20 protein-coding genes are annotated in these 22,297 nt (G+C 52.5%); 5 read left to right on the top strand and 15 right to left on the bottom strand.

Annotated features, from left to right (window positions below; translation table 11 throughout):
* Positions 1-117: 117 nt before the first annotated feature.
* From AC2IBB_RS05745 to AC2IBB_RS05705, 9 genes are all read right to left on the bottom strand, one after another.
* Positions 118-858, bottom strand: a complete 741-nt coding sequence (locus tag AC2IBB_RS05745; RefSeq protein WP_486331946.1) for a DUF5071 domain-containing protein — start codon at positions 856-858, stop codon at positions 118-120.
* A gap of 202 nt (positions 859-1,060) precedes the next feature.
* Positions 1,061-2,257 carry an MFS transporter gene (locus AC2IBB_RS05740; protein WP_486331945.1) on the bottom strand — a complete coding sequence of 399 codons (1,197 nt, stop codon included), beginning with the start codon at positions 2,255-2,257 and terminating at the stop codon, positions 1,061-1,063.
* Positions 2,244-2,867 carry a phosphoribosylglycinamide formyltransferase gene (gene purN, locus AC2IBB_RS05735; protein WP_486331944.1) on the bottom strand — a complete coding sequence of 208 codons (624 nt, stop codon included), beginning with the start codon at positions 2,865-2,867 and terminating at the stop codon, positions 2,244-2,246. The genes AC2IBB_RS05740 and purN overlap by 14 nt, the downstream gene beginning before the upstream one ends.
* Positions 2,864-4,156, bottom strand: coding sequence for an amidohydrolase family protein (locus AC2IBB_RS05730; RefSeq protein WP_486331943.1), 1,293 nt, complete (start codon positions 4,154-4,156; stop codon positions 2,864-2,866). The genes purN and AC2IBB_RS05730 overlap by 4 nt, the downstream gene beginning before the upstream one ends.
* Positions 4,134-4,832 carry an HAD family hydrolase gene (locus AC2IBB_RS05725; protein WP_486331942.1) on the bottom strand — a complete coding sequence of 233 codons (699 nt, stop codon included), beginning with the start codon at positions 4,830-4,832 and terminating at the stop codon, positions 4,134-4,136. The genes AC2IBB_RS05730 and AC2IBB_RS05725 overlap by 23 nt, the downstream gene beginning before the upstream one ends.
* Positions 4,829-5,389: an inosine/xanthosine triphosphatase gene (locus tag AC2IBB_RS05720; RefSeq protein ID WP_486331941.1), complete on the bottom strand. Its 561-nt coding sequence runs from the start codon at positions 5,387-5,389 to the stop codon at positions 4,829-4,831. Before AC2IBB_RS05720 ends, AC2IBB_RS05725 begins: the two co-directional genes overlap by 4 nt.
* Positions 5,373-6,233 (bottom strand): thymidylate synthase, encoded by an 861-nt coding sequence (locus AC2IBB_RS05715; protein ID WP_486331940.1) that lies wholly within the window; start codon positions 6,231-6,233, stop codon positions 5,373-5,375. Before AC2IBB_RS05715 ends, AC2IBB_RS05720 begins: the two co-directional genes overlap by 17 nt.
* 540 nt (positions 6,234-6,773) lie before the next feature.
* A complete protein-coding gene (locus AC2IBB_RS05710) occupies positions 6,774-9,005 on the bottom strand; it encodes a sensor histidine kinase (protein ID WP_486331939.1) in 2,232 nt (743 codons plus the stop codon).
* Positions 9,005-9,709: a response regulator transcription factor gene (locus AC2IBB_RS05705; RefSeq protein WP_486331938.1), complete on the bottom strand. Its 705-nt coding sequence runs from the start codon at positions 9,707-9,709 to the stop codon at positions 9,005-9,007. The genes AC2IBB_RS05710 and AC2IBB_RS05705 overlap by 1 nt, the downstream gene beginning before the upstream one ends.
* Positions 9,710-9,908: 199 nt before the next feature.
* Here AC2IBB_RS05705 and AC2IBB_RS05700 point away from each other — a divergent pair, with 199 nt between their 5' ends.
* Genes AC2IBB_RS05700 through AC2IBB_RS05690 form a run of 3 tightly spaced genes read left to right on the top strand, consistent with a single transcriptional unit; the run spans position 9,909 to position 12,257 of the window.
* The gene (locus AC2IBB_RS05700; RefSeq protein WP_486331937.1) at positions 9,909-10,439 is read left to right on the top strand and encodes a PspA/IM30 family protein; all 531 of its coding nucleotides are present in this window, start codon (positions 9,909-9,911) and stop codon (positions 10,437-10,439) included.
* Positions 10,436-10,999, top strand: coding sequence for a hypothetical protein (locus AC2IBB_RS05695; protein WP_486331936.1), 564 nt, complete (start codon positions 10,436-10,438; stop codon positions 10,997-10,999). Before AC2IBB_RS05700 ends, AC2IBB_RS05695 begins: the two co-directional genes overlap by 4 nt.
* Before the next feature lie 34 nt (positions 11,000-11,033).
* Positions 11,034-12,257, top strand: a complete 1,224-nt coding sequence (locus AC2IBB_RS05690; RefSeq protein ID WP_486331935.1) for a vWA domain-containing protein — start codon at positions 11,034-11,036, stop codon at positions 12,255-12,257.
* A gap of 46 nt (positions 12,258-12,303) precedes the next feature.
* Here the strand turns inward: AC2IBB_RS05690 and AC2IBB_RS05685 are convergent, their stop codons facing one another.
* The 6 genes from AC2IBB_RS05685 to AC2IBB_RS05660 all read right to left on the bottom strand — a co-directional run bounded on the left by AC2IBB_RS05685 (position 12,304) and on the right by AC2IBB_RS05660 (position 20,135).
* Positions 12,304-13,572 carry a cyclic di-GMP-binding domain-containing protein, MshE-related gene (locus tag AC2IBB_RS05685; protein WP_486331934.1) on the bottom strand — a complete coding sequence of 423 codons (1,269 nt, stop codon included), beginning with the start codon at positions 13,570-13,572 and terminating at the stop codon, positions 12,304-12,306.
* Positions 13,573-13,814: 242 nt separating this feature from the next.
* Complete coding sequence (locus AC2IBB_RS05680) at positions 13,815-14,291, bottom strand: GNAT family N-acetyltransferase (RefSeq protein WP_486331933.1); 477 nt, start codon at positions 14,289-14,291, stop codon at positions 13,815-13,817.
* Between the two features lie 68 nt (positions 14,292-14,359).
* Positions 14,360-15,118: a metallophosphoesterase gene (locus tag AC2IBB_RS05675; RefSeq protein WP_486331932.1), complete on the bottom strand. Its 759-nt coding sequence runs from the start codon at positions 15,116-15,118 to the stop codon at positions 14,360-14,362.
* Between the two features lie 86 nt (positions 15,119-15,204).
* Complete coding sequence (locus AC2IBB_RS05670) at positions 15,205-16,731, bottom strand: type VI secretion system contractile sheath domain-containing protein (RefSeq protein WP_486331931.1); 1,527 nt, start codon at positions 16,729-16,731, stop codon at positions 15,205-15,207.
* A 242-nt stretch (positions 16,732-16,973) separates the two neighbouring features.
* The gene (locus tag AC2IBB_RS05665) at positions 16,974-19,061 is read right to left on the bottom strand and encodes a TRAP transporter permease (RefSeq protein WP_486331930.1); all 2,088 of its coding nucleotides are present in this window, start codon (positions 19,059-19,061) and stop codon (positions 16,974-16,976) included.
* Between the two features lie 60 nt (positions 19,062-19,121).
* Positions 19,122-20,135: a TAXI family TRAP transporter solute-binding subunit gene (locus AC2IBB_RS05660; RefSeq protein WP_486331929.1), complete on the bottom strand. Its 1,014-nt coding sequence runs from the start codon at positions 20,133-20,135 to the stop codon at positions 19,122-19,124.
* Between the two features lie 387 nt (positions 20,136-20,522).
* Here AC2IBB_RS05660 and AC2IBB_RS05655 point away from each other — a divergent pair, with 387 nt between their 5' ends.
* Together AC2IBB_RS05655 and AC2IBB_RS05650 are read left to right on the top strand one after the other, a co-directional pair.
* A complete protein-coding gene (locus AC2IBB_RS05655) occupies positions 20,523-20,840 on the top strand; it encodes a hypothetical protein (protein ID WP_486331928.1) in 318 nt (105 codons plus the stop codon).
* 52 nt (positions 20,841-20,892) lie between these two features.
* Complete coding sequence (locus AC2IBB_RS05650) at positions 20,893-21,558, top strand: hypothetical protein (RefSeq protein ID WP_486331927.1); 666 nt, start codon at positions 20,893-20,895, stop codon at positions 21,556-21,558.
* Positions 21,559-22,297: the final 739 nt, after the last annotated feature.

The following is a 22,297-nucleotide window of genomic DNA, read 5'->3' as shown; positions in this document are numbered from 1 at the left end:
AAAGGGACGCAGACTATTAGTTTGTTAGTCAGGGCCTGCGCAGGTCAGGCCCTGACTCCCGCGGCTCGCCACCGCATCCATGCGTGTGGTGACTAACATGCCAGTATCATTGCCATGTTAATCATTCTGCGTCCCTTCTTCCGATACAGCTAAAGCGTCTTTCAGTTCTTGGATATATTCTGCGTACGCTTCTATTTTGATGCGCGCCCAACGGCTCAGGCTCTTACGATCCCCCAGGTTATGACGCAACAGGAGACTGATCACACAAACGCCTAGCTCCTGGTCTTCGCTCAAGATCCAGTGCCCTAACTCCTCTCTCAAGGACTCAACGGATTCTGCAGGCAGGCGGTCGATAAGATTAACGACCAGATTATACGCCCACCAGGGATCATTTTCCTGACGCGCCGCTTTTAGCGCTTGCAATAACGCAGGAGTGAGCTTTTCTCCCAGTGCGGCTAAAGGTTCAATAATGACGCCGGCGACAGGCCAGTTGGGGTCCTGTAGCCATGTCAGCATCTCCGGCAGACAAGGCTCTATGCGTTCAAACGGCGCCTTAAGCAACGCTTTCGCTTTATCCGTATCGCACTTATTTTGCGGCCGTAACGGCAGCAATGACTCAGGCCACACAGGGAAGCTGCTCCAGGCGGACCTCTTCAGTAAGTCTGGAGGAACCATATTGCTCTCAGGGTCATACATGGACGCATAAGCCTCCCATATTCCCTGATAGCACAGCTCCACCTGCAACATCAATTCCTCTTCGTCAGAGTCAAGGTTGGCCCGTGAATGCTGGCGCCGCGTCATATCATCCAACCAGAAACGCAGGCCTTGCAGAGCATAAACATAATCACTTGAATTCATAGGTTATCGCTCAAACCTCATTTTCAGTTTTATACAAGATTCACAGACGCTACATCCGTATCGACAGGATCGGCACAAAGGGAATGAGGCGGTAAACCATTTGTTTCTGCGCGACGCTTCCACGGCGCAGCATAAGAAATTTCCAGAAGAACCGGAGCGTCGCCACGACCGCTCCGGGTGATCCAGTATACCCAGCGCAGAGCTATACCGCGACGGCTGGCTCCAATGGCTCCTCCTCCAGCTGCCTGAACGCCAACACAGTGGACACCATCGCCAACAGGCAGCACAAGAATGAGAAAATAAATATGGCTTCATACCCAAGCCAGGCAACGATCGAGCCGCCGATTATTCCGGCAATCAGAATTCCAATGTCGAAGCAGGATTCGTAAGTGCTCAACGCCAGCCCAATGTTCTTATCCGGCAGGCTTTTCAGGGCGGGCAAAGCCAGCAACGGATACACCATGGATAGACCAAAACCAGTCAGGAAAGCCCCGATCATGGCTTGCTGAGGCGATGTCGCCAACCCAATCAATAGCAGCCCCACCGCCTCAATAACGAGAGAGAACAGCGTCATTTTCAAGCCTGATGAATCCGCCGTCCAGCCCAGCGTCAAACGCGCGCAAACGTAACCCACGCCAAAGAGCGATAAAGAGAAAGCCGCCTCTTCCCGCCAGCCGCTTTCTACAAAGTACAGCACCAGGAAAGCGGTAATGGCCGCATAGCCGATATTCGCGAGAGAGAAACCTGATCCCGACTTCCAGATCCGACTGATCGCATAAGCGAGCTTGATTTCGCTTCTTTCCGGATGCACGTCCACGGGACGGACAACCGCCACAAATACAAAGCCAATGACTGGCAGCAGGCTCATGAAAAGCGCGGCATAGACAATGCCAACGGAATAGTAGGACCAGGCGCCAACATAATTCCCGGCGGCGAGCCCTAAAAACATGGCGATGCCCACCCAGGACATGATCTTTCCAGCATGCTCCCGGCCAACCAGCCCGATAGGCCAGGTTCCGCTACAGGTAAAAATCAGGCTCTCGCCAACCCCCATCAAGATCCTGGAGAAACAGATAATCACGTAAGTAAGAATAGTCGCTGGCAATAAAGCGAATGACAGATAGCACAACATCCCCGCGCTGAAGGTCAGCGTAAGCCCCAGCACCATCCCTTTTCTGGGACCATGATTGTCCGAAAACCTGCCGGCGTAGGCGCGGGAAAGCAACGTAGAAATGGACTCAATCGCTACCACCAATCCGACATAAAACGCAGAGTAGCCCAGCGTTTTATTTACATACAACGGCAGGACAGCCAGGGAAAGCCCCAGACTGACAAGAGCCAGAAACAGAATACTGGCGACCATACTGGCCGCCACAAGGTCATTTTTAACCCGGTACATCAACATCATCCTTCAATGTGACTTTATTACCCTCGTATATGATTTTTTCATCAATAAAGTCTTTGACCACGCGATGAATGATCCCTTTCTCAACCTGGATAATCGCCTCCCGCAAATCACTTTCAGTCATACCATAAGTAATGCGAACGCTTCCCTGGTCAATAATGGGGCCGGCGTCGACTTCATCATTAATGAAATGCACGGTTGCGCCAGTAATTCTCACTCCAGCTTCTATTGCGCGCAGCTGCGCCTTATCCCCAGGGAAAGCGGGCAGCAGCGACGGGTGAGTATTAATCGTCTTATGCCCATACTGGGTCACAAACTCCGGGGAAAAAATTCTACGGAAGCCGCCTAATACGACCAAGTCAATTTTGTTACTCTCAAGGCGCTCAGATATCGCCTTTTCGAACTCCCTTTTTTCGCGGTAATCACGATGATCGATTGTCGTCACGTCAACGCCGTTAAAGTGGCCGTAAAGAGAAGAATCGAATTCCCGATTATTCGTCATGACGAACTTCAGCGAGGCGGGGTTAGCCGCCGCCTCTATACCGGACAATACTGAAGACAGTAAGCTTCCTCGTCCTGAAAAAATAAATGCTATGTTTTTCACACCATTACCTCATTTCTCATCCTTTTGAATTCGCGCTCTATTGTTTCAGCATCGGAGTACAGGGCGTGATAATCATCAACCACTGTCTCGCCATTCACCATCACTCTGTATGGACGCTCCTGATTCAACATCGTAAGTATCGACACCGGCGTATTGATGTAAGAGGAGTCAATGCGAGACGAGTCGTAGAAAATAATATCCGCGTTGCAACCTGCGGCTATGCGTCCTGTCTGTGGGAGTCCTAAAACACGTGCGCCGTCACAGGTTAACATTCGCAGGACTTCTCTTGCCGCCAACTTGCTGGATAGCGAATCCGGTCCATGGTGATACAGCGCAAACAGAGCGTCAAACGTCAGGTCGTTATTAGGGTTTACCATCGCCGCATCCGTTCCCAACCCAATGCGCCCATCTTCGTATAACGCTCTAACAGGCATTTTACCCGCCCCCACAAAGCTATTGCTGACAGGGCAATGCACTATATCCACCGTGGAGCGGGTCAAAAGCTCCACATCCTTTTCACTCAGGTGGCAACAATGAACCAGGGTAGTATGCCGATCCAACACTCCCAAACTCGCCAGGCGCTCAATAGCGCTATGTCCGTAATGAGTTTTGAACTTTTCTACCTGATGTCGCCCTTCGTGAATGTGCATGAAGAACTTGCCGCCACGCTCAGCCGCAATAGCGTGCAAGGAGCGCAGCAATTCATCATCCGCAGACAGTTCTGACGCTGTCGCCGGCGTCAGCGTAATCAACCCGGACTGGAGGGCGGCTTCCGCGCTTCTATATTTGTCCAGAGCAGCCTGTAGCTGATGACTCTCCGGACTCTGCCCGGCGCCGATCCATTGCGTGCTTTGACAGTAATTGACGACAGCCCGGACTCCGACCTGCTCACAAGCGCGAATGTCACTGTCTATTCTGCTCGTGAACACGCCATATGTGGTCACCCCTTTTTTCACACCAGAGGTCAAAGACTTTAGCGCCGCTACGTACTGCCCTTCGGATGTTTCCAGCGCGTTATTTCTGTGTACGGCGTCCAGTACATCTTCGATGGGCGAATGATCGCTAATGGCGCCGTAAATCTCTTTGCTGGGGTGTAGGTGAGCATTAACCAGCCCGGGAAGAACAATTGCATTATCGCAATGAATAACGTCGCATGAGAGCTGAGAGGAAAGCAGCTCTGGCGTAACAGCCTGTATGACTCCCTCTTTTACGTGAATATCTCCAGAGACCAGCTCCATGGAGTCGCTATCAAGATATCTTACTCCCTTAAGAACAAACTCGTTCTTCACTTCCCAATACTCCATGTAACTGCTTTTCGGTTTCCTTAAAGTCTTCATTTTTGTTGAAATGAAGCGTCTTCATTCCAAGCGCTTCACATGGGGCGATATCATTGGCGTAACTATCGCCCACGATCAGCATTTCTCTGTAGTCGAGGTTCACTTCGTTCCTGATGCGCTCGAAGAAGCCCACATTTGGTTTACACCAAGGGCTGGCGGAGCCATAGAAAAAAGTATGGAAGTACCTCTCCAAGTCATGACGCGCCAGCTTGCGGCCTTGCACAGACTCATGTCCGTTGCTGCAAATGATCAGTTTAAGGTCAAGTGCGCCCAACGCTTTCAGTACTCGGTCCCATTCACCGACTATATGACAATTGTTGATATAAGCCTCAATGAAAGCGCGCTCGATAAACAAGCGCTCCTCCCGGCAGTCTATAGCAAACCAGTCGCCGATATACTCGAACCGCCTTTTAAGTATCTCTTCAACACTTATCTCTCCGTCTTCAAAGCGGCTCCATAAGCCATGATTCAACTCACCATAACCACTGTGAAACTCAGAAAAGTTGTAGTCAGAAGCGACGCGTCCTCGCTCCACTAATGTCGCGCCAAGAGCCGCCATTGCAGAGTTGTGGCCATGGGTGTGATCAAGCAGCGTTTCGTCGATGTCGAATAGCACTGCTTTAATCATGAATCAGGCCTTTTCTTGCTGAGCACAGCGCCGAAGGCGCAGCGAATCGCGGTCTCAAATTCATCGACGCGGGTATATAACCCCTTAGTCAGAACGCCGTTGGTTCCAAGCGTATCGATTTGCTCTTCGGTATACTCAGTAAACGTCGCTTTCACCACATCAGAAAGCTTATCTGCAGGACTGACCTGGTTGATAATTGAATCGGGCACCATGACTTTACCGCTGCAGCCATAATACACCTCATTAAACGCCGTCTCTTTAACAGCGGCCCAGCCATACACGAAGTTGCCCGCTTCTGACTTTTCTATCAGCCCTTCCAGAGCAAGAATATAATCAACATCCTGAGGATACCTGGATTCGAGCCACTCAATACGCGCGCGACACCCCTGCAATGCTTCATTATCCGTATCAGGCGTTTCACTCACGCCAGAGGGAACATCCTCGGATATCAACTGAAAGTCAGAGAATAAATGAGAACATATGTTATTGGCGGCCATTACTTTGGCCGGATTTTTGGAAGCCACCAATACAACGACATTATCATTCCGCATTTTCATAAACCCACTTCATTACTTCCGTATCAGACTTCCTGCCATATATATCATTCAACGTTGCGCTGGCTGATATAATCGCCGGCATTACCTCATTCTCACCGGCGCTCTCAACCGCTTCATTCGCCTTGCTCAGCGTTTTATCATAAATTTGCGTAAAGGTGGTTTTCATTATGGTAGACCCTAGCTCCAGGTCATCCATTCCCCTTTCTCGTAAATCCCGCCAGACAAGTTCATGAATAAAAGAGAAGAATCCCATGTCATATGGCAAGCCGGTAATAACATCCGTACTACGGGAAATAGTTTCACAGTAGAGTGTTTTATTCTTTATAAAGAACTGCATCCCGACCGTGCAAGGGAAGTCCTTGGTGTCTGACTTATGGTAACTCTGATTAATATTAATAATCGCGCGTCGAGAGTCTCTGTTTTTTACAAGGACATCTATCACCCAATTATACTGATTACCATACCCTTCCACGTCTTCATAGAAAACGTAGTACCCGTAGTTAGAATTTACATTTCCGTTCTCGTCAACTAACGTCATCCAGAATCGGGACGCTTTCGCCAAACCGTCCTCGGCTTTCAGGCTACCGCTGAAATACGCGACCAGCTCACGGCAAAGATATCTGCGAGCGCCATGCCGCAGGTTATGAACTCTGTTTCTGGGATTAGTCAGAATGTAATTGACGCCATACGACTGTATAGCTTCACCAGCTCTGGAAGTGATTTTAGAACCCGTGGTTAAGATGTGATATATGCCATTTTTAACAAGCTCATCAACACTGTCGCCACTAATACTAATAAAGTCATGCTGGGATTGACTTTTCGGTTCTACAACGCCTGCCACCATTATTACTACCTCTCTCCATAAAGTACAAAAAATCCAGTTTGGGACTATCAAGCAGCGGGAAATCAAAAATAATACTGTGCATCATGAATTGCAATTGCTTTTTGATTGCATTCCTTCACAGCGATAAAAACACCTGTCTGATATGTTCAGGTCTATATATTGATCAGTTTTAGACCTGCCTGATAAAAACACAAATAAAACACATATGTATAACAACTAAACTTTTAAGTAGTCATATCTCCCCTTTAGATAACAAGGATTCAACATAAGTAAATATTCACTCATCCTGAAAGCACTGCATAGCCTAAAACAAAGGATTGTTTTAAACGCAAGTGTAAGAACTGAAACGACAGCTTTTAAAAACTTGGAGGCTTAACAGCGTTACGACAAAAACGCGCATCAGTTGAATGAGAACAACCCTCCATGAGAGTGGCGAACTCAACGGGATTTAAATAATTCAGGTAATTCACTGTTTGCTTCCTGCACAGCTTTATTGGTTCAGCAGCGTATTCTATTTTCTTTTTACTTCAGCCTTTTGATTTAGCTCAACACCACCTCAAACTCCGCTCCTGGAGTGCGGTTCAGCACATCCACCTCGCCCCCCATAGCACGAGTCAGCTGTCGCACTAACGCCAACCCAATTCCGGTGCCGACGGTTTCACGGGTCAGCTCATTGCCGGAACGGTAGAACAGTTGAAAGATTTTTTTCATCTGGCTTTTCTGAACGCCGGGGCCATAGTCCCGCACGCTCCAGGCGACTGACTTCGCTCCCCGCGGCCGCGCGTGGATCTCGATACGTTTGCGCTCAGACTTGGCGGAGAATTTGATGGCGTTGTCCACCAGATTGATGATCACTTGTACGAAGGCGTCAGCGTCTACATGCAGCTCTCTTTCCACGCAGGAAGGATCGAGCTCGTAGCTGCATTCAAATCCGGCCCGCTCGACCTGGCTGCTGATTTTAGAGCGCACCATATCCATCAGGGCCTGAGCGCCGACGGGTTTGAGTTCGAGTTTCAGGTCGTTGCGCTCCATTCTCGCCAGTTGCAGCACGTTGGCGATGAGCCGGGAAAGGCGTTCACTCTCGTCATGAATGAAGTCGTAGTACTCCCGCTTTTTCTCTTCGCCAACCCAGCCTTCCCGCAGCATTTCGCCGTACATGCGGATGGAGGTTAGAGGCGTTTTCAGTTCATGGCTGACGGCGGAAACAAAGTCCTGCTGCTGTCGCGCCAGTTTGATCTGCCGCAGGCCAAGCCGGTACAACATGATAAAGCCCAGCAACAACACGCCGCCAAGAATCACGCTGGCCCAAATGACGACCCTGGCCCCTGGACCGGCTGGAAGCCGGTTAATCGTCCACAACAATTGAAAGTCGCCCAGCGGCGCCGACAAACGCACCTGATGCAATAGTTCGCCGTTCAACTCACCGCTCCGGTCCATGTAAGCGCGACCCGCGGCGCCGGACATCGTTTGCAGGATATCCCCCTGAAACGCCACCACCATATTGCTCATCTGCGCCAGCGCCGTTCCCTGAAAAGCCTGCGCCATCGCGCCTTCGATAAAGGCGTTCTGCTCGATGATCGCTCCTTGAATAATCCGCTGACCATCACGCCAGACTTTCCTGAACAACACAAACTGACCACTGTCCAACAAGGCCAGTTCCAAGGGGTCGACTTCACTTTCGAATATTTTGACTTTTGGCGCCGCGACGGCAGGCTCTCCTGGGGCCGCCTCGGACTCCACGTCTTCCAACAGCGCAGTCTGCTCTATCCGTGACACGCGGTTGGCTGTCTGCGTCGTCGCTGGTGCGGATTTCGAGAGCGACTTGCTTGCGATGCTTTCTTTCTTGAAGCTGTTCTGCAGCTTGAGGTCTTCCAGGCGCTTATCACTCTGACTGCGCTGCCGTTGCTCGAATACTGGCGAGTTTAAATTATCAAACGCCTGCTGCGCATATAAGGGCGGGGCTTTGGATTTGTATTCTTCCTGCCCCGGCGCCGATACGGCTTTTCTCTCCTGGGGGACGGGCGCCGTCAGCGTTGGTTTGGGCTCAGCCATAGCCAGACTGTCCATCTCTGCGTCGCTGTCAGCGTTATCGCTACTGTTTGGTGCGCCATAGCCAGTAACGTCAGCGCTATCGACAGTACTGTCGGCGCTCTCGTTGATTCTTCCCAGACCCGATTCGTATGACGAACTGAACCTGCTTGAAGATGCTCCCGACGCATCCGCCAAGCCTGCGCCTTCATCCATCAGATTGAGCGGCTTGTCATCCGTCCTGCGGCGTTGCACCAGTTGATTCTGACTGAGAATATCCAGTAAAGAATCGCGTAGAGACGTCCTCTGCGTCAGCTCATCGACGCTCAGTCCCCAACGCTCGGGGTTATCCAGCGTCTCTGGCGTCGCCGGCGTAGAGAACACGCCTGCCGCATCCACCTGAAAATAGCCAAGCAAGCCAGGAATAGAGGATTCAACAGGGAAAGCCGCCAAAGGCGAGCGCTGCACGTAGCTGGACGTATTGGGGTCGCCGGTTAAAACCAGAAACTGATAGTCGGCGTATGAATGCGCTTCTTCCACGGCGATCCAGCGTTGCAACTCTGAATCGATACGCTGGGATAACTCTTCCGCCAGCAAGCGGTACTGGTGAAACGCCTCCCATTTGATCTGCTGCTGGGTCTGCCACACCAATACAGTGAAAGGGATAAGCAAGGCAAGAAACAGAACCGCCAGAAACAGACGCAGACGTCCGGGCGTCAGACCATGTCGCAGCGAGGCGGCCATCAGGATTCCGTCATCAGGCGATAGCCGCCGCCGCGAACAGTCACCAAGCGTTGCGGTTGCTTGGGATCGTCTTCAATCTTACGGCGCAGCTTGGCGATATGGATATCCACAGTGCGGGTTTCTATGTCCAAGTCCCGCGCGTAGCCCCAGACTTTATTCAGTAGCTCCTCACGCGATACCGGACGCTCATTGTGTTCATGCAGGTATTGCAGGACATCCATCTCCCTGCGCGTAAACGCAACATCTTCCCCTTTGTGCTGACAGCTCAGGTTCAACGTGTCGACCTCCAGGCCGCCCATCAGACGCATATGAGCGTCATCAAGCGTCGTGGAGCGAGAGCGCCGCAGCACCGCCTGCACGCGCAACACCAGTTGCGCCACGGAAAAAGGTTTGGCGACGTAGTCATCAGCTCCCAGCGACAAGCCATGGATGACATCTTCGTCGGAAGACTTGGCGGTCAGCATGATAATCGGTTGGTCACGGTCCTTGAGGCGCACGGCTTCGCAGATCTCGTAGCCGTTTGTTCCCGGCAGCATCACATCTAGCAGGATCAGATCATAGGCGCCATTCAGCGACTTATTCAGCCCCTCGTCGCCATCCACGGCGAAATCCACTTCATAGCCATGGTAAACGAAGACATCCACCAGACCGGTGCGAATCGCCGTTTCGTCCTCCACTATCAGAATGCGCGCTTTGCGTTGCATCTCCACCTCAACAAGTACCGAAAAGAACATTCTCGCGATAGGAATGTAGTTACAAACGAGTCTAACAACAAGCGCCAGCGCACCATGTAAATTCTTTGTAAACAGAACGGCGCAGGTTTTACAAAAGCCTGTCTACGACGCCTGCACACTCCTTTTTAGACTGTAACCACATCAACGAACACCCTGAAAGGAGACGAACATGGCGCTGATCACCAGACTGACTCGTTTATTCAAAGCGGATATGCACGCCGTGCTGGACCGCCTGGAAGAGCCCGACGCCCTGCTGCGTCAGGCGATTCGGGAAATGGAAGAAGAAGTATCGCAAAACGCGCGTCGACTGCAAACGAAAGAGTTTGAGATACAACAGGTTAATGGTCGCGTTAAAGAAGTGGAGAAATCTCTGGGCGGACTTGAAGGGCAATTGGACCTTTGTTTTGAGGCGCAGAACGAAAAACTCGCCCGCAACCTGCTTCGTCGCAAACTGGAAGGCGAGTTGCTGCTAACCCAATTCCGACAGCAGGCCAGTCAACTGACTGACGCGATCACCGCTCAAACCTCTACGCTTTGCGATCAGCGCCGCCGGCTTGAAAGTATGCGACAGAAAGCCGCTTTGTTTGAGACGGATCACAGCGTCGAGCCCAAGGCCTGGGACAACAAAGACGTCAGCATTACCGAGGAAGACATTGACCTGGCGATGCTGCGCGAGCAGCAAAAACGGAGGGCGTCATGAGCAAGACCACTTTTTGGCGCGGCGCAGCCATTGCGCTGGCGCTCAGTATATTCGGCGCCCTGGCGCTGGTACTTTTCGCGCCGCTGGTTGGCGAAGGCTTCGGACTCAAGCTGCTCATTTCCGCGCTGGGTCTGACCTATGTGGTGATCCTGTTGCGCGATAGCCGCGCCCGCACCGGACGTCTCGTCGTTTTCGCCGCCTGGATGGCAGCGACCGCCGCTCTGTTCTTACTTAATCCTGGTATTTGGGTCTGGCTGACGACGCAAACCGCCGCCATCTGGCTGACGCGCTGTTTGTATATCCATGACAGCCTGGTCGCCGCCGCGATGGACGCGCTCCTCAATGGCGCCGCCCTGCTCGCGTCCCTGGCCGCCGCGCTACATTCCCACAGCCTGTTCCTGGCTTTGTGGACCTTTTTTCTCGTACAAGCGGCGTTTGTTTACATCCCTCGCAAGCTGTCTGCGTCAACACGCGGTGAAACGCCCATCAGCAACGAGGATTTCGAGCGCGCCTATCGCAACGCGGACGCCGCCCTGCGTCGGCTGTCCAGACATTCCTGACCTCGGCTCATTCACTTATTGGAGGACCTAAACCATGAAATCGAAACTGCTCGCCTTCACTCTGTTTGCAGCCACCGCCGGCGTGGTCGCCTTTTATCCTACGCTGCAGAACCTCGCTATTGCGAAGCCTGCCGTCAACCAGGTTACCCACCCGCTCACGACGGCAAACTCGATCGCCACGATCAGTGAGAAGCGCGCCAAGATAGAAGTAGTATTCGCCCTGGACACCACCAGCAGCATGAGTGGTTTGATTCAGGCGGCGAAAGAAAATATCTGGTCCATCGCCAACACCATGGCCTCAGCGCAACCCGCTCCGGAAATCAAAATGGGACTGGTGGCGTTCAGAGATCGCGGAGACAGCTATATCACCCGCGTCACCGACCTTTCCCCTGATCTGGACTCTATGTACGCGACATTGATGGATTACCAGGCTGAAGGCGGCGGCGATGGTCCTGAGAGCGTCAACCAGGCGTTGTTCGACGCCGTACATAAAATTTCCTGGAGCCAGGACAAAGACAGTTACCGAGTCATTTTTCTGGTCGGCGACGCGCCCCCGCATATGGACTATCAGGACGAACAGCAATATCCACAAACATTAAAAGACGCACTGAGTAAAGGCATTGTCGTCAATACAATCCAGGCCGGAGGCGATCCTTTCACACAAACGGAGTGGCGTCGCATTGCGCAGTTGAACCAGGGCTCTTTCTTCCAGGTGGAACAATCCGGCCAGGCCGTTGCAGTCGCCACTCCATTTGATGAACAGTTAGCGTCCTTGTCCAAAGAAATGGACAACACCCGGATGTTCTACGGTACGGAAGAAAAGCGTAAAGCGCTCGCCGCCAAAAGCGCAGCGACAGACAAGTTGAACGCTGTCAGCTCCGACGCCGCTTTGGCTAAACGCGCCGCATTTAACGCTTCAGCCGCCGGTGAAGGTAACTTCCTGGCGGAAAGCGAGTTGGTCGATGACATCAGCAGCGGCCGCGTCGATCTGGAGACTGTCGCGCCAGCAGCCCTTCCCGAGCCTTTACAAGCCATGGAAAAAGAGGAGCAGGTGAAAGTCATCAAGGAAGCAGCGGAAAAACGCGAAGCCCTGCGCACCCAAATTGCGGAACTGTCACGTCAGCGTCAGGCGTTTATCGAGCAGCGCTTAAAGGACAGCGGCGCGGAAGAAGAAACCCTGGACTATAAAATCTACTCAACGGTTAAAACCCAGGCCGCCGAAAAAGGCATTCTCTACGAAAGCGCGCCAGCTTACTGAGTTATCGGAAGGAAGCAAACAAGGGCGGAGTCTCCGCCCTTGTTTTTTATAACACTTTTTTCGTCACAATATCGGACGTGTCACTTTCCAGCCCATTCACATCCACTGCCGAAACGGCAAAGTAATGGGTGCCGACAGGCAAGTTGTCGAAGGAGAAGCTGATTTCATCCGGCGCCGCTTCATATACCGTTTCCACGGAACCGTCTTCAGACAGATGATAAATACGATAAAGTTGAATTTCCGATGCCGCGAGCACGCTGCCGTCTTCGCGGGTCGCCGGCGGCGTCCAACTCAACAAGGCAGTGCGATCGATCACGACATCCAGCGTCGCCGCATCACTAATCACTACGCCGCTCTCATTGCCAATCATGACGTCATAATTACCGGCGTCCGCTTCGCTCACATTGGTAATGGTATAGCTGGAGGTGACCGCATCAGGAATGTTCTGGCCATTTTTACGCCATTGATAATAGAGCGTATTACTGCCGCTGGCGCTGACGTTCAAGGTGACAGAGGAGCCTACCGCGGCGGATTGCGAGGCTGGCGGTAAGGAAATAATGATGTTCACGTCATCTGACTGGGTCTGGTCAGTCGTCGGGTCCTGTGTGGACGTATCTGGGGCCAACGTCGTGTCGCCCGTATCCGTCTGGCCGGAGTCAGTCGTCTGATCGCTACTCGATGCAGTCGTATCCGTTGTAGGACTAAAGGGGTCCGTAGTCTGACTGGTGTCGCTAGACTGGCTGGTGTCAGTCGTGTCAGAAGGACTAAACGGATCTGACGATTGAGTAGAGTCAGAGTTATTAGTGGTGGGACTAAAGGGATCTTGAGTGGTTGTCGTGGTCCCGGAAGTGTCCGTGGAGGTGTCAGTAGTGCTGTTGTTGGAGCCATCCCCCCACCTTCCGCCTCCTCCTTTGGTCCCGCCTTTACCGCCTTTGGTGGAGGTGTAAGATGAATCCAGCACCGTATCGCCGCTCAGTTCCGTTTCTGAAACGGTGATGGAGCTTTCCGCTGAAGCCTGAGACTTTGGCGCGGCGTTAGCCGGCGTCGCGCCCCCGCACCCCGCCAGGAATAACGGCGACAAAGTTAAAACAGATGTCAGTACGGTGCGTCGTAAGTTACGTTGAATCTTAAGAGTGCGCCGTATTTGCCGGTCTGACACCAAATGTTGTTCGACAAGGATCTCACCCAGCTTTTTGTGGGATGTCTTCTGCAAAGACATCGCCTTTTCCAGTTGCTCCTGGGTGATGATATTCCGTTCAAGCAACAGGTCCCCTAAACGGGTCTTATCTGACGATGATACGGGTGCTTCCGCCATGTCCACTCCCCCCTCTGAGGATACTTCCCGCCGACTCGCCACTTGGCGCTTCACTGCGCATGACTTCGGGCTGCGACGGATATGTTGTTCTGGCGTGAATAAATATGCGGGCTGTTCTCGTCCGTTTGGGCGCAAAATCCAAGTAGCATTATTTATGCGGCGCCATTATTTACAGTTTAGTAAAGGATTTACTCTGTAAATAACGACGATAAGATCAAATGGATATAAAAAAACCAAATGTGCTAGCGTTTTGTTAACTTCTTTTCCATTGTGAAATTAACCAGTATCTGACCGTTGCGTTGTATTTCATTAAGTTGCGTCGTTACAAAGCCTTTTGACTCAAAAAAGGAGCGCGCAGCCCTTGATGCTTCTACATAAAGGCGCGTTATCCCTGCGTCAACCGCCTCCTTCTCCAGTCGCTGATAGAGCTGTGCAGCCACCCCACGCCGCTGAAACTCAGCATGGGTATACAGGCAGTCAATATGGCCATCAGCCTCCAATTCGATAAAACCAAGCAAGCGCCCATCGCTTATCGCCAAAAACGGCTTTTTGATATCCAGCCTGGCTTTCCATTTATCATAATCAGGGGGCGTCGGCGCCCATGCTTCCTTTTGCGCAGCCGTGTACATCTGCGAATCGACGCCATGCACCGCCCCATGAAACAAATCAGCCACCGCCACGGCATACTGAGAGTCGTAATTAACTACATCAATATTCACAACAAAATCGTCCTCACTATTAATCAAGCAGGTATATGGCGCTCGTCAATTTGCTAAAAAAATTACTATTAAATGCTGACAGTGAAAGCCGGATCAAAGTCCAGATTGCGTTCCCCGGGATAGCCTCGGGGATTGCAGACAACCCGGGTTGCCCCTACCTGATAATCACTGCTGTTGTGCAAATGGCCGTGTATCCACAGATTTGGCTGCAAGGATTCCACCACCGGCTCCAGATTGGAAGCATACGCTGAGCTGATAATATGGTTTTTCCTATGCAGCGGCAGGGAGTGGCCACTGGGCGCATGATGAGTGACGACAACGCGCCGGCAGCCTGGATGCGTCTCGTCGCAAAGAGCGAACGCGCCTTTTAGCCAGTGCAACGAGCGAGAATGAATCACCGCCAGATCCAGTGAGCGCATTTTGGAGTAACCAGGCTCTCTGCGGATCTTACGAAAATCGCTCATCACCTGCTGACATTCAAATCCCGCCACACGGGGATCGCCAAGCAACTCAAAGTCCGTCCACAGTGTACATCCGAAAAAGACGACGTCGCCCAGCGCCACGGACTCATTCTCCAGCACATAGACATGCGTTCCCTGTGTCATCTCTCGTAACTTTCGCGCCAGTTTCGGGTAGATATGCCGGTAGTATTCATGATTTCCCAGTACATAAATTATCGGCTTCGCCGGAGTCTGCTCCAAGGCCCAACGCACACCTTTGTCGCCGACATGGATATCCCCAGCCAGGACCAGCACGTCCGCGTCGTCGACATCGAGCGCAAAATCCTCAAACTCCAGATGAAGATCGCTCAATACCCTTATTTTCATACCACTGCCTACTACTCACCCCAAAATTTGTCGACACGGCACGAAGGGAATATGAGTTCCCTTCCTGCCGTCGGGCTATTATCTACTCACTCGTTCCAGGGACCGTTCAGGTCGGGATTTACCGCTGAGATCGAGCGGAAGTTCGGAATCAATACGCTATCCTTACCCACAATGGAGCGCACCGCCATGAGTCCGGCCTGGCTCAATGCTCTCACTGCCGAATCAGTGATGTTGATCTCCGCGCAAGGCGTCACAACGGATTCGCCATCTTCGCTATAAACATGCAAAGGCAGGCGATCTACCTGCTGCTTCCTACCCGGCGCAAATTTCCAGCCGAAATCCGTATAGTGTTGCGCCAAAAGCATCACCGCTAACCAAGCGCCGTTGCCCCATAGGTAGAAGGAGTGCCGATTGCGCTCCGGCAGCTCTTCAAAATCAAAGCGCTCTGTGCGGGACGTGCGCTTGCCGTATGGCATGCGCAGCAATACACGCGGGGCCACCATCGCCAGGCTGCCGGCGCTAACCTGCTCCCTCATCGATTTCCATTGTTCGGAGAATTCCGCGTCAACGACGCCCTCCCAGTCATCCGGATCAGGCGTCACCGCCAGATCGCCGCACCCCGCCAAGGTTGCGGACCCACCAGTCAACGCCGCCGCTCCGACAACATGAGCGGACCCCGCCAGAGTGGACAGAAAGTTCAGTGTTTCCGTTTCCGGCCCGAAGGCGTAATCAGCAAGGATCATGCTGAATGGCGTGGCGCCGCTGGCGCTGCGCTTCTCCACCAGCAACTTGTACAGTCCGGTTTCGTCGATGGATTCCGCTGCGTTCGCGTCGGCTATCAGCTCTTGACGCGTTGCATCAACGATGAAAACGCGCAGGTTTGCGTCCGTCTCCAGCCTGCGCACCAACAGATACAGCCCACGCCAGCTCGCTTCCAAGGCATGAAAAGCGCTGTGATGCATGATTTTGCGCATCAAGTCGCTGGCGGCCTGGTCCACAGCCTCCAGCATTTCCTGTTGGCGCGGGTCCGGCCCCTGGCTCACGTAGGGCGCAATGATCTCCTGCACCAGAGTGCGCACATCAAACGCATTACTGGAGCGCTGAACGCCGGATGCGCTATCCAGCAGGCTTTCCAGCAAAGAACCGCTGTCGCTGGACAGGCCTTCACTAGATGGCTTGGACTCCTTAACAGGCCTTTCCGCTTGCGGAGCGGAGCCGCTCCAACCACGGATTTCATCCGCCGCCGCCTGGAAGGTATCGTTACTTTTGAGGCGACGCTTCAGACTTTTGAACTTCTCAAACAGCGCGGTGCGGTCATAGATGTAATCCGGGTGCATATCATCCAGCTCACGAAAACGAATGACGTCATCAATAACCGGAATATCCAACTCCACCTTCAACTGCTCGAAGACGTCATCATAATTATCCCGATCCACCTCAATCACTTTGCGTTTCGCCAGCGTCTCCGGTTCATGCGCGCCACGATGTCCGCGGCCGCTGAAGTCCCCCAACACCACGATGTGACAGGGTTGATTGGCTGGCGTCGCCTTCTTGTCGCCGGCATCTTTGGATTTAAACTGAATTTCGCCCGTGCTGATGGTTGTTCTGGACATATGAGCTTCCCTTGAGGTTGTCGCGCCTCACATTGGAGGAGAGTGTAGACGCCATATTTTATGCAAAGCAGCCGTGTCAGGCGGCCGCTCTCATACAAATTGAATCGGTCGAGAATACAGCGTCGTGAAAAAGAGTAAAAGCGTTGAAACGGAAGACACTCCGGCGCCGGAGAACTGAAGCCGTCCATGGCTTGGTGTGAAAGTGGCGGATGCCTTTCCTTGCGACTTAGAAGGCTTAGGGACTATTGCGTCTGAAGACCCGACGCATCTCCAGGTGAGGTGCGCGAACGGTTCAGTAAACGTAACGCGATCAACATGCCCAGACCGCCAAGATGCCACCACAACGGTAGCGGCCAGAGCAACAACAGAGCGGCTACACAGACCAGTAGACGCATGACGGGGTTCAACGCCTGCCCCAGCCACCCTACAAACACGGCGGCGAACGCATACAAGCCAAATGCGGAGAACACGAATATCTGCAACGCCTCGCCCCAGTCGCCGCTAAGAAACGGCGTGTAGGCGAACAGGAACGGAACGATATACAAGGCTTTCGCCAGGCTCCAGGCGGACAGCCCGGCTGACATCGGAGATGTTTTGGCGATGGCCGCCGCCGTGAAAGCGGTCAGGCAGACTGGCGGCGTGACGTTACTGTCCTGAGACAACCAGAAGATGATCATGTGCGCGGATAACAGCGCCAGGGTAATCATTTCCGGCGCAATCGCAACATCCAGCAGCGTCGGCAGGATATCCCGGCTGATGCCTCCCACCAGCGCGGCGGCCTGATCGTAAGGAATCGGCTGACTGAGATCGACGTCCGTCACCCCCGCCATGAACTGCAACGTCACTCGCGCAGTCTCCGGCAATTGTCCGGCTACCAGCAAATCCACTAACTGGTTTTGCAGAATCAGTTGTTGCAACGCCGGGGCGGCGATGGTCGCCACCATGATATAGGCCGCCGTCACTGGCAGACCCATCCCCAATACCAGCGAGGCCAGAGCGATCAACAAGATAGCAATCCACAGCTGTCCGCCCGCCCATTGCACAATCATGAACGAAAAAGTGTTGCCGATTCCGGTCGTGGCCACCACGTTTACAAGCAGTCCCACGCTGATCAGCAGCAACGCCGTCATCACCATATTCTTGGCGCCTAAAGCCAGCGCGTCGCAAACCGCCGTGAAGCCCATGCGGTTGGACGTCAGCCAGGACGACGCAATCACCGCCAGGATCGCGAACCCCGCCGCATAGGTAGGACTCAGTCCCCATATCAGTAGACCGATCAACAGGATAATTGGCGCAAGAAATGAGTATCCTCCCCGTTTCATCAACACTGACAGCGGTTCCGGGCTGCCTTCCTCAATAGGCTTCAACCCTTCTTTCTTCGCCTGGAGCCGCACAAATGCGGCAATCGTCAGGAAATACAGCAACGCCGGCAGAAACGACACGACAACAATGTCTGTATAGGGAATCTGGGTGTAGTTGGCCATGACAAACGCGCCAGCGCCCATAATCGGAGGCATAAGTTGCCCTCCGGTAGAAGCGGCGGCTTCAACCCCGGCGGAAAAACGCGGCGAATAGCCCGCCTTCTTCATCAAAGGAATCGTGATGACGCCAGTAGAAGCGGTGTTAGCCACTGCAGAACCGGAAATCGTGCCAGTTAATCCAGAGGAAATGACAGCGATAAGCCCGGGGCCGCCGTGCATTTTTCCTGCAGAGCGTTTGGCCAGATCAATAATGAAATCCCCCGCCCCGGACCGCACCAGGAAGGCCCCGAACAAGATAAACATCATCACAAAACTGGAAGAAATCGTGGCGATGCTTCCAAACATGCCGTCATCGCCGAAAAGACTGCGAAACATGATGGTTTCGAGACTCAGCCCACTAAAGCGAAATACGCCGGGAAGGTACTGCCCCCACCATGCGACATAACCCAGAGCGATAATAATCAACGTGGGAATCAGCCAGCCCGCCATACGCCGGGTCAACTCCAGAGACGCCAACACCACCATACAACCGGCCACCCAGTCCGCCCAAGTCAAATGGAGGCCTCGCTCATAAATCATGTCCTCGCTGAAAAACAGCCACAGTGTCGCTGCAGTGGTCGCCGCAGCCAGAACATAATTGAATATCTTTAGCTTCCTTGATGCGTCTTTGCTGACATACCAGCCCACGCATAGCCAGGCGAAACCGATGAAGTGAATGACATTAGGCCAAAAACCGCTGATCCAGCCGGTCATGTTGATAACGATATGGATAAGGGATACAACGACGGCCGCATAAAAAAATACGCGGCTGTCACGGAGCTGACTCCACTCCGTCGCAGACTGACTCATTACAAATCTCCAAAGTAAGCGGGGGACGCATCCCCCGTTGTGACTCAGGTATGGAGGCTGTTATTTCATCAGCCGGTCGGGAATATTCAGTCCCTGCTCTTTGTAGTAGCGAATCGCGCCAGGATGCAATGGAATCGGCAGGCCGGCGATCGCCTTTTCCAGCGCCATATCGCTGGTGGCTTTATGGATGCTGTTGAGGAAAGGGAGGTTTTCATAAATCGCCTTGGTCAGGAGATAAACGGTTTCCTCATCGATGTCGTCACGCACTGACAGGAAGTTAGGCTGAGCGATAGTGACGATATCTTTATTCACGCCGGGGTAGACGCCAGCTTTCACGGTGAAAGGCGTCCACAAATCGAAGCCATTATCCGCCTGTTGGATTTGCTCTGGCGTGAAGGACAGCAAGGTGATATCGGAACGTTGCGCGAAAGCGTTTATCACAGCGCCTACTGGAACGCCTGCCGGCGTCCCAACGCCCACCACTTTACCGTCTTGCAGCGCCTGACTGCTGGGGCCATAACCGGCGTACAAGAGATCAAAGTCTTTATCCAGATCCAGGCCGAAGTTGGCGAGAATGGTGCGGTTGGACTCAATAGTTCCCGAGTTCTTGGAGCCCAGAGCCAGACGTTCCCCCTTGGCGTTGACCAGATCGCTGATGGTGCCGGTTTTGACGTATTTGTTGTCCAATACGAAATGCTCGACGTTCTGCCACAACATGGTGATGGAGCGGATGTTGCGTTGCTTGCCTTCATTGGCGAACACGCCGGAGCCTTCCCACGCGTATTTGCCGAAAAGCCCCTGCAGAATGGAGAACTGCGCTTCGTTATCACGCATCAACTTGATGTTTTCCGCAGACCCTGCGGAGCTGATGGCGGAGATGCCGATTTTGTGGGTTGGCTGCAGCTTTACTTTCGTCAGTGTGGCGATTGCGACGCCAACAGGATAGTACGTGCCTCCTGTGCTGGCGGTCGCCATGATGTAATTTTTCTCTTCGGCGGCGCGCAGGCCGGAAGAGAACACAGAAAAGGATAGAACGGAAAGGGTGAGAGAGATTAGTCGGATATACCGATTCATACTGAATACCTCAAAGTTTTATTTTTTAAGTCACAGGCGTTCAAATACTTCGCAAAGGTCATGCCGCTTACCACCTTCACACAACTTACTGATTTATAAAGAAGCCAACCAAAATACAAAAAGCGCCATAAGCTAATTTTGGCTTATCACTAAAACTTTATAGGCAAAATTTTGCTTATCGACCAATGAATGTGGCTTTATGCTTTGAAAGCCCTGAACATCATCAGCGCCTAAAGGTTGTAATAAAACGTTGAACGAGAGTAGCTTTCCTATGTCGAACCAACACATCCTGGCGTTCACACTTTGCCTTTTCACATTACCGACCCTGGCTGCGGAAGCGCCCATGCTTAAAAACGATCCCAAACGCCCACAAAAGCCAGAGAACGCATGAATAAGTCCGTACTCTTACCCTGCCTGCAACAGGCCAACCCGGAGATCACCAACGACAGACTTGATCAGGTGATGGATAAATACAGGGAGAAAAAAATGTATAGAACACCGCAACTGCTTCTCATCGCGGGCGCCGCACTGCTTACCCAGGCCTGCACGACTGAGCAGGCTTATTACGCCGTACGGGAAAACCAAAGGCAACAGTGCGAAAAATACATTGAGCAATCGCAATACGAAGCCTGTATGAAGCAGGCGAATGAGAGTTATGACGACTACGAAAGACGCAGAAAGGAGCTGACGAAACAGAAGCAGTAAGCGCCTTTAGAATTTGCACAATCTTTCCTTATTTCAACCGACGGCCTTCCTCATGAGTAGGCGCTTTCAGAGTCATGAAAATCTATCAGCAACTCTGATCGGCGACACGATCATCAACAAGAAGGCTAACACCATGGCAAGTGAATACATCTATATTCCTGTAAACAGTGACGAAATGAGCGAATTCGCGGAGAGATTCGCGAAAGCGCTGGGCATTCCAGTCAACCAGATACTGGCTAACAAGTGCGTTTCAGGAAAAGGCAAAGCGATGTATCGCTGGATCGACAAATGTCTCAGCAAACTCACCAAGGACGACACGCTCTACGTCGTTACTCACGGTACGGGAGCCGCCGACGCCAAGACCATTGGCGCGGAGCGCAACATGGGCAATAACAAACAGAAAAGAGTTAACGTTAACAGCAATGACACCTGGGAGGGCGGTGAGTGGAAAAGTTACACGCCGGAACAGCTCACCTCCACGCTGACCAAAGAAGGGTTGCCTAGCACCTTTGTCAACCTGCACGTTTGCGCCTGCGGCGGCGGTTACGAAGGAAAAATGGCGCCATGGGCCAGCCGTCTGAAAGACGCCATGAAGCAGAGCTTTCCCAAGGTTCAGGTTACCGGCTATCAAGGCGCTTTCTCCGTTACTACTACACGCATCGCCATTATCGATAAAGGCAAGCTGTATCCCATGAACGAGCGCTCCGTCACCTTTTAAATCCCCTAGACGCCGCGTAATTAAAGCGTTGCGCAGCGTCGCATTGGTGTTCGTGTTTTTTCTTGACACATTAATCTTGTCAAAATAGATCCAACCTCTACCGGTTCTGGTTCAAATAAATGAAATCGACAGTAGCGAGCTGCTCCCGTTAATTGGCCTGTAAACGGTGGAGTCACTAGCGCAGGCCATGCGCGCCATCATTCACGACAATCAATGTAAGTCCAAATGGGACCTGTTTCACGTCCTCTCCCACCTTAGCGCTCAAATGCCCGAAGGCGCTTGCGCCCTTCATGTCGACGCCCTCCTTCGGCTTGAGGCGCCATGGCGGGATTGCGCCGCTTTGTTAACCATAGACCCCGTTCTCAAAGTACGTGAGTGAGCTATACAGGCTTGGCTGCAGCCGGACAATCAAGCGTACGCCAACGAGGCCGATCTTGCTCATTTCGTGGCGGCGAGAAAGTGGCTTCCAGAACCTGACAGATTGCATCTTGATGCAATCATTAAGGCTTTGCAGCGCCGCCGCGTAGGCGGAGCAGCAAAGGATGCCGAGAAAGTGGAAGCGCGCGAATGCTATGTATCTCCGTTCGATTCACTTGGCGCGTTTTACATTTCACTGGTGTTATTTCATGAGGGGAAATAGAAAGTCTGGAGCGCTCGTCTAAGGCAAGATATGAGACTCTCCAAGGGCGGTCTTTTGATATTCCCTGACAGAAATATTCTGGATAGGCATATTGAAAAC

This window comes from Hahella sp. NS-SX17 (assembly GCF_057367735.1).
The sequence above is the reverse complement of the archived record's forward strand: the minus strand, read 5'-3'. Positions and strand labels throughout refer to the sequence as shown.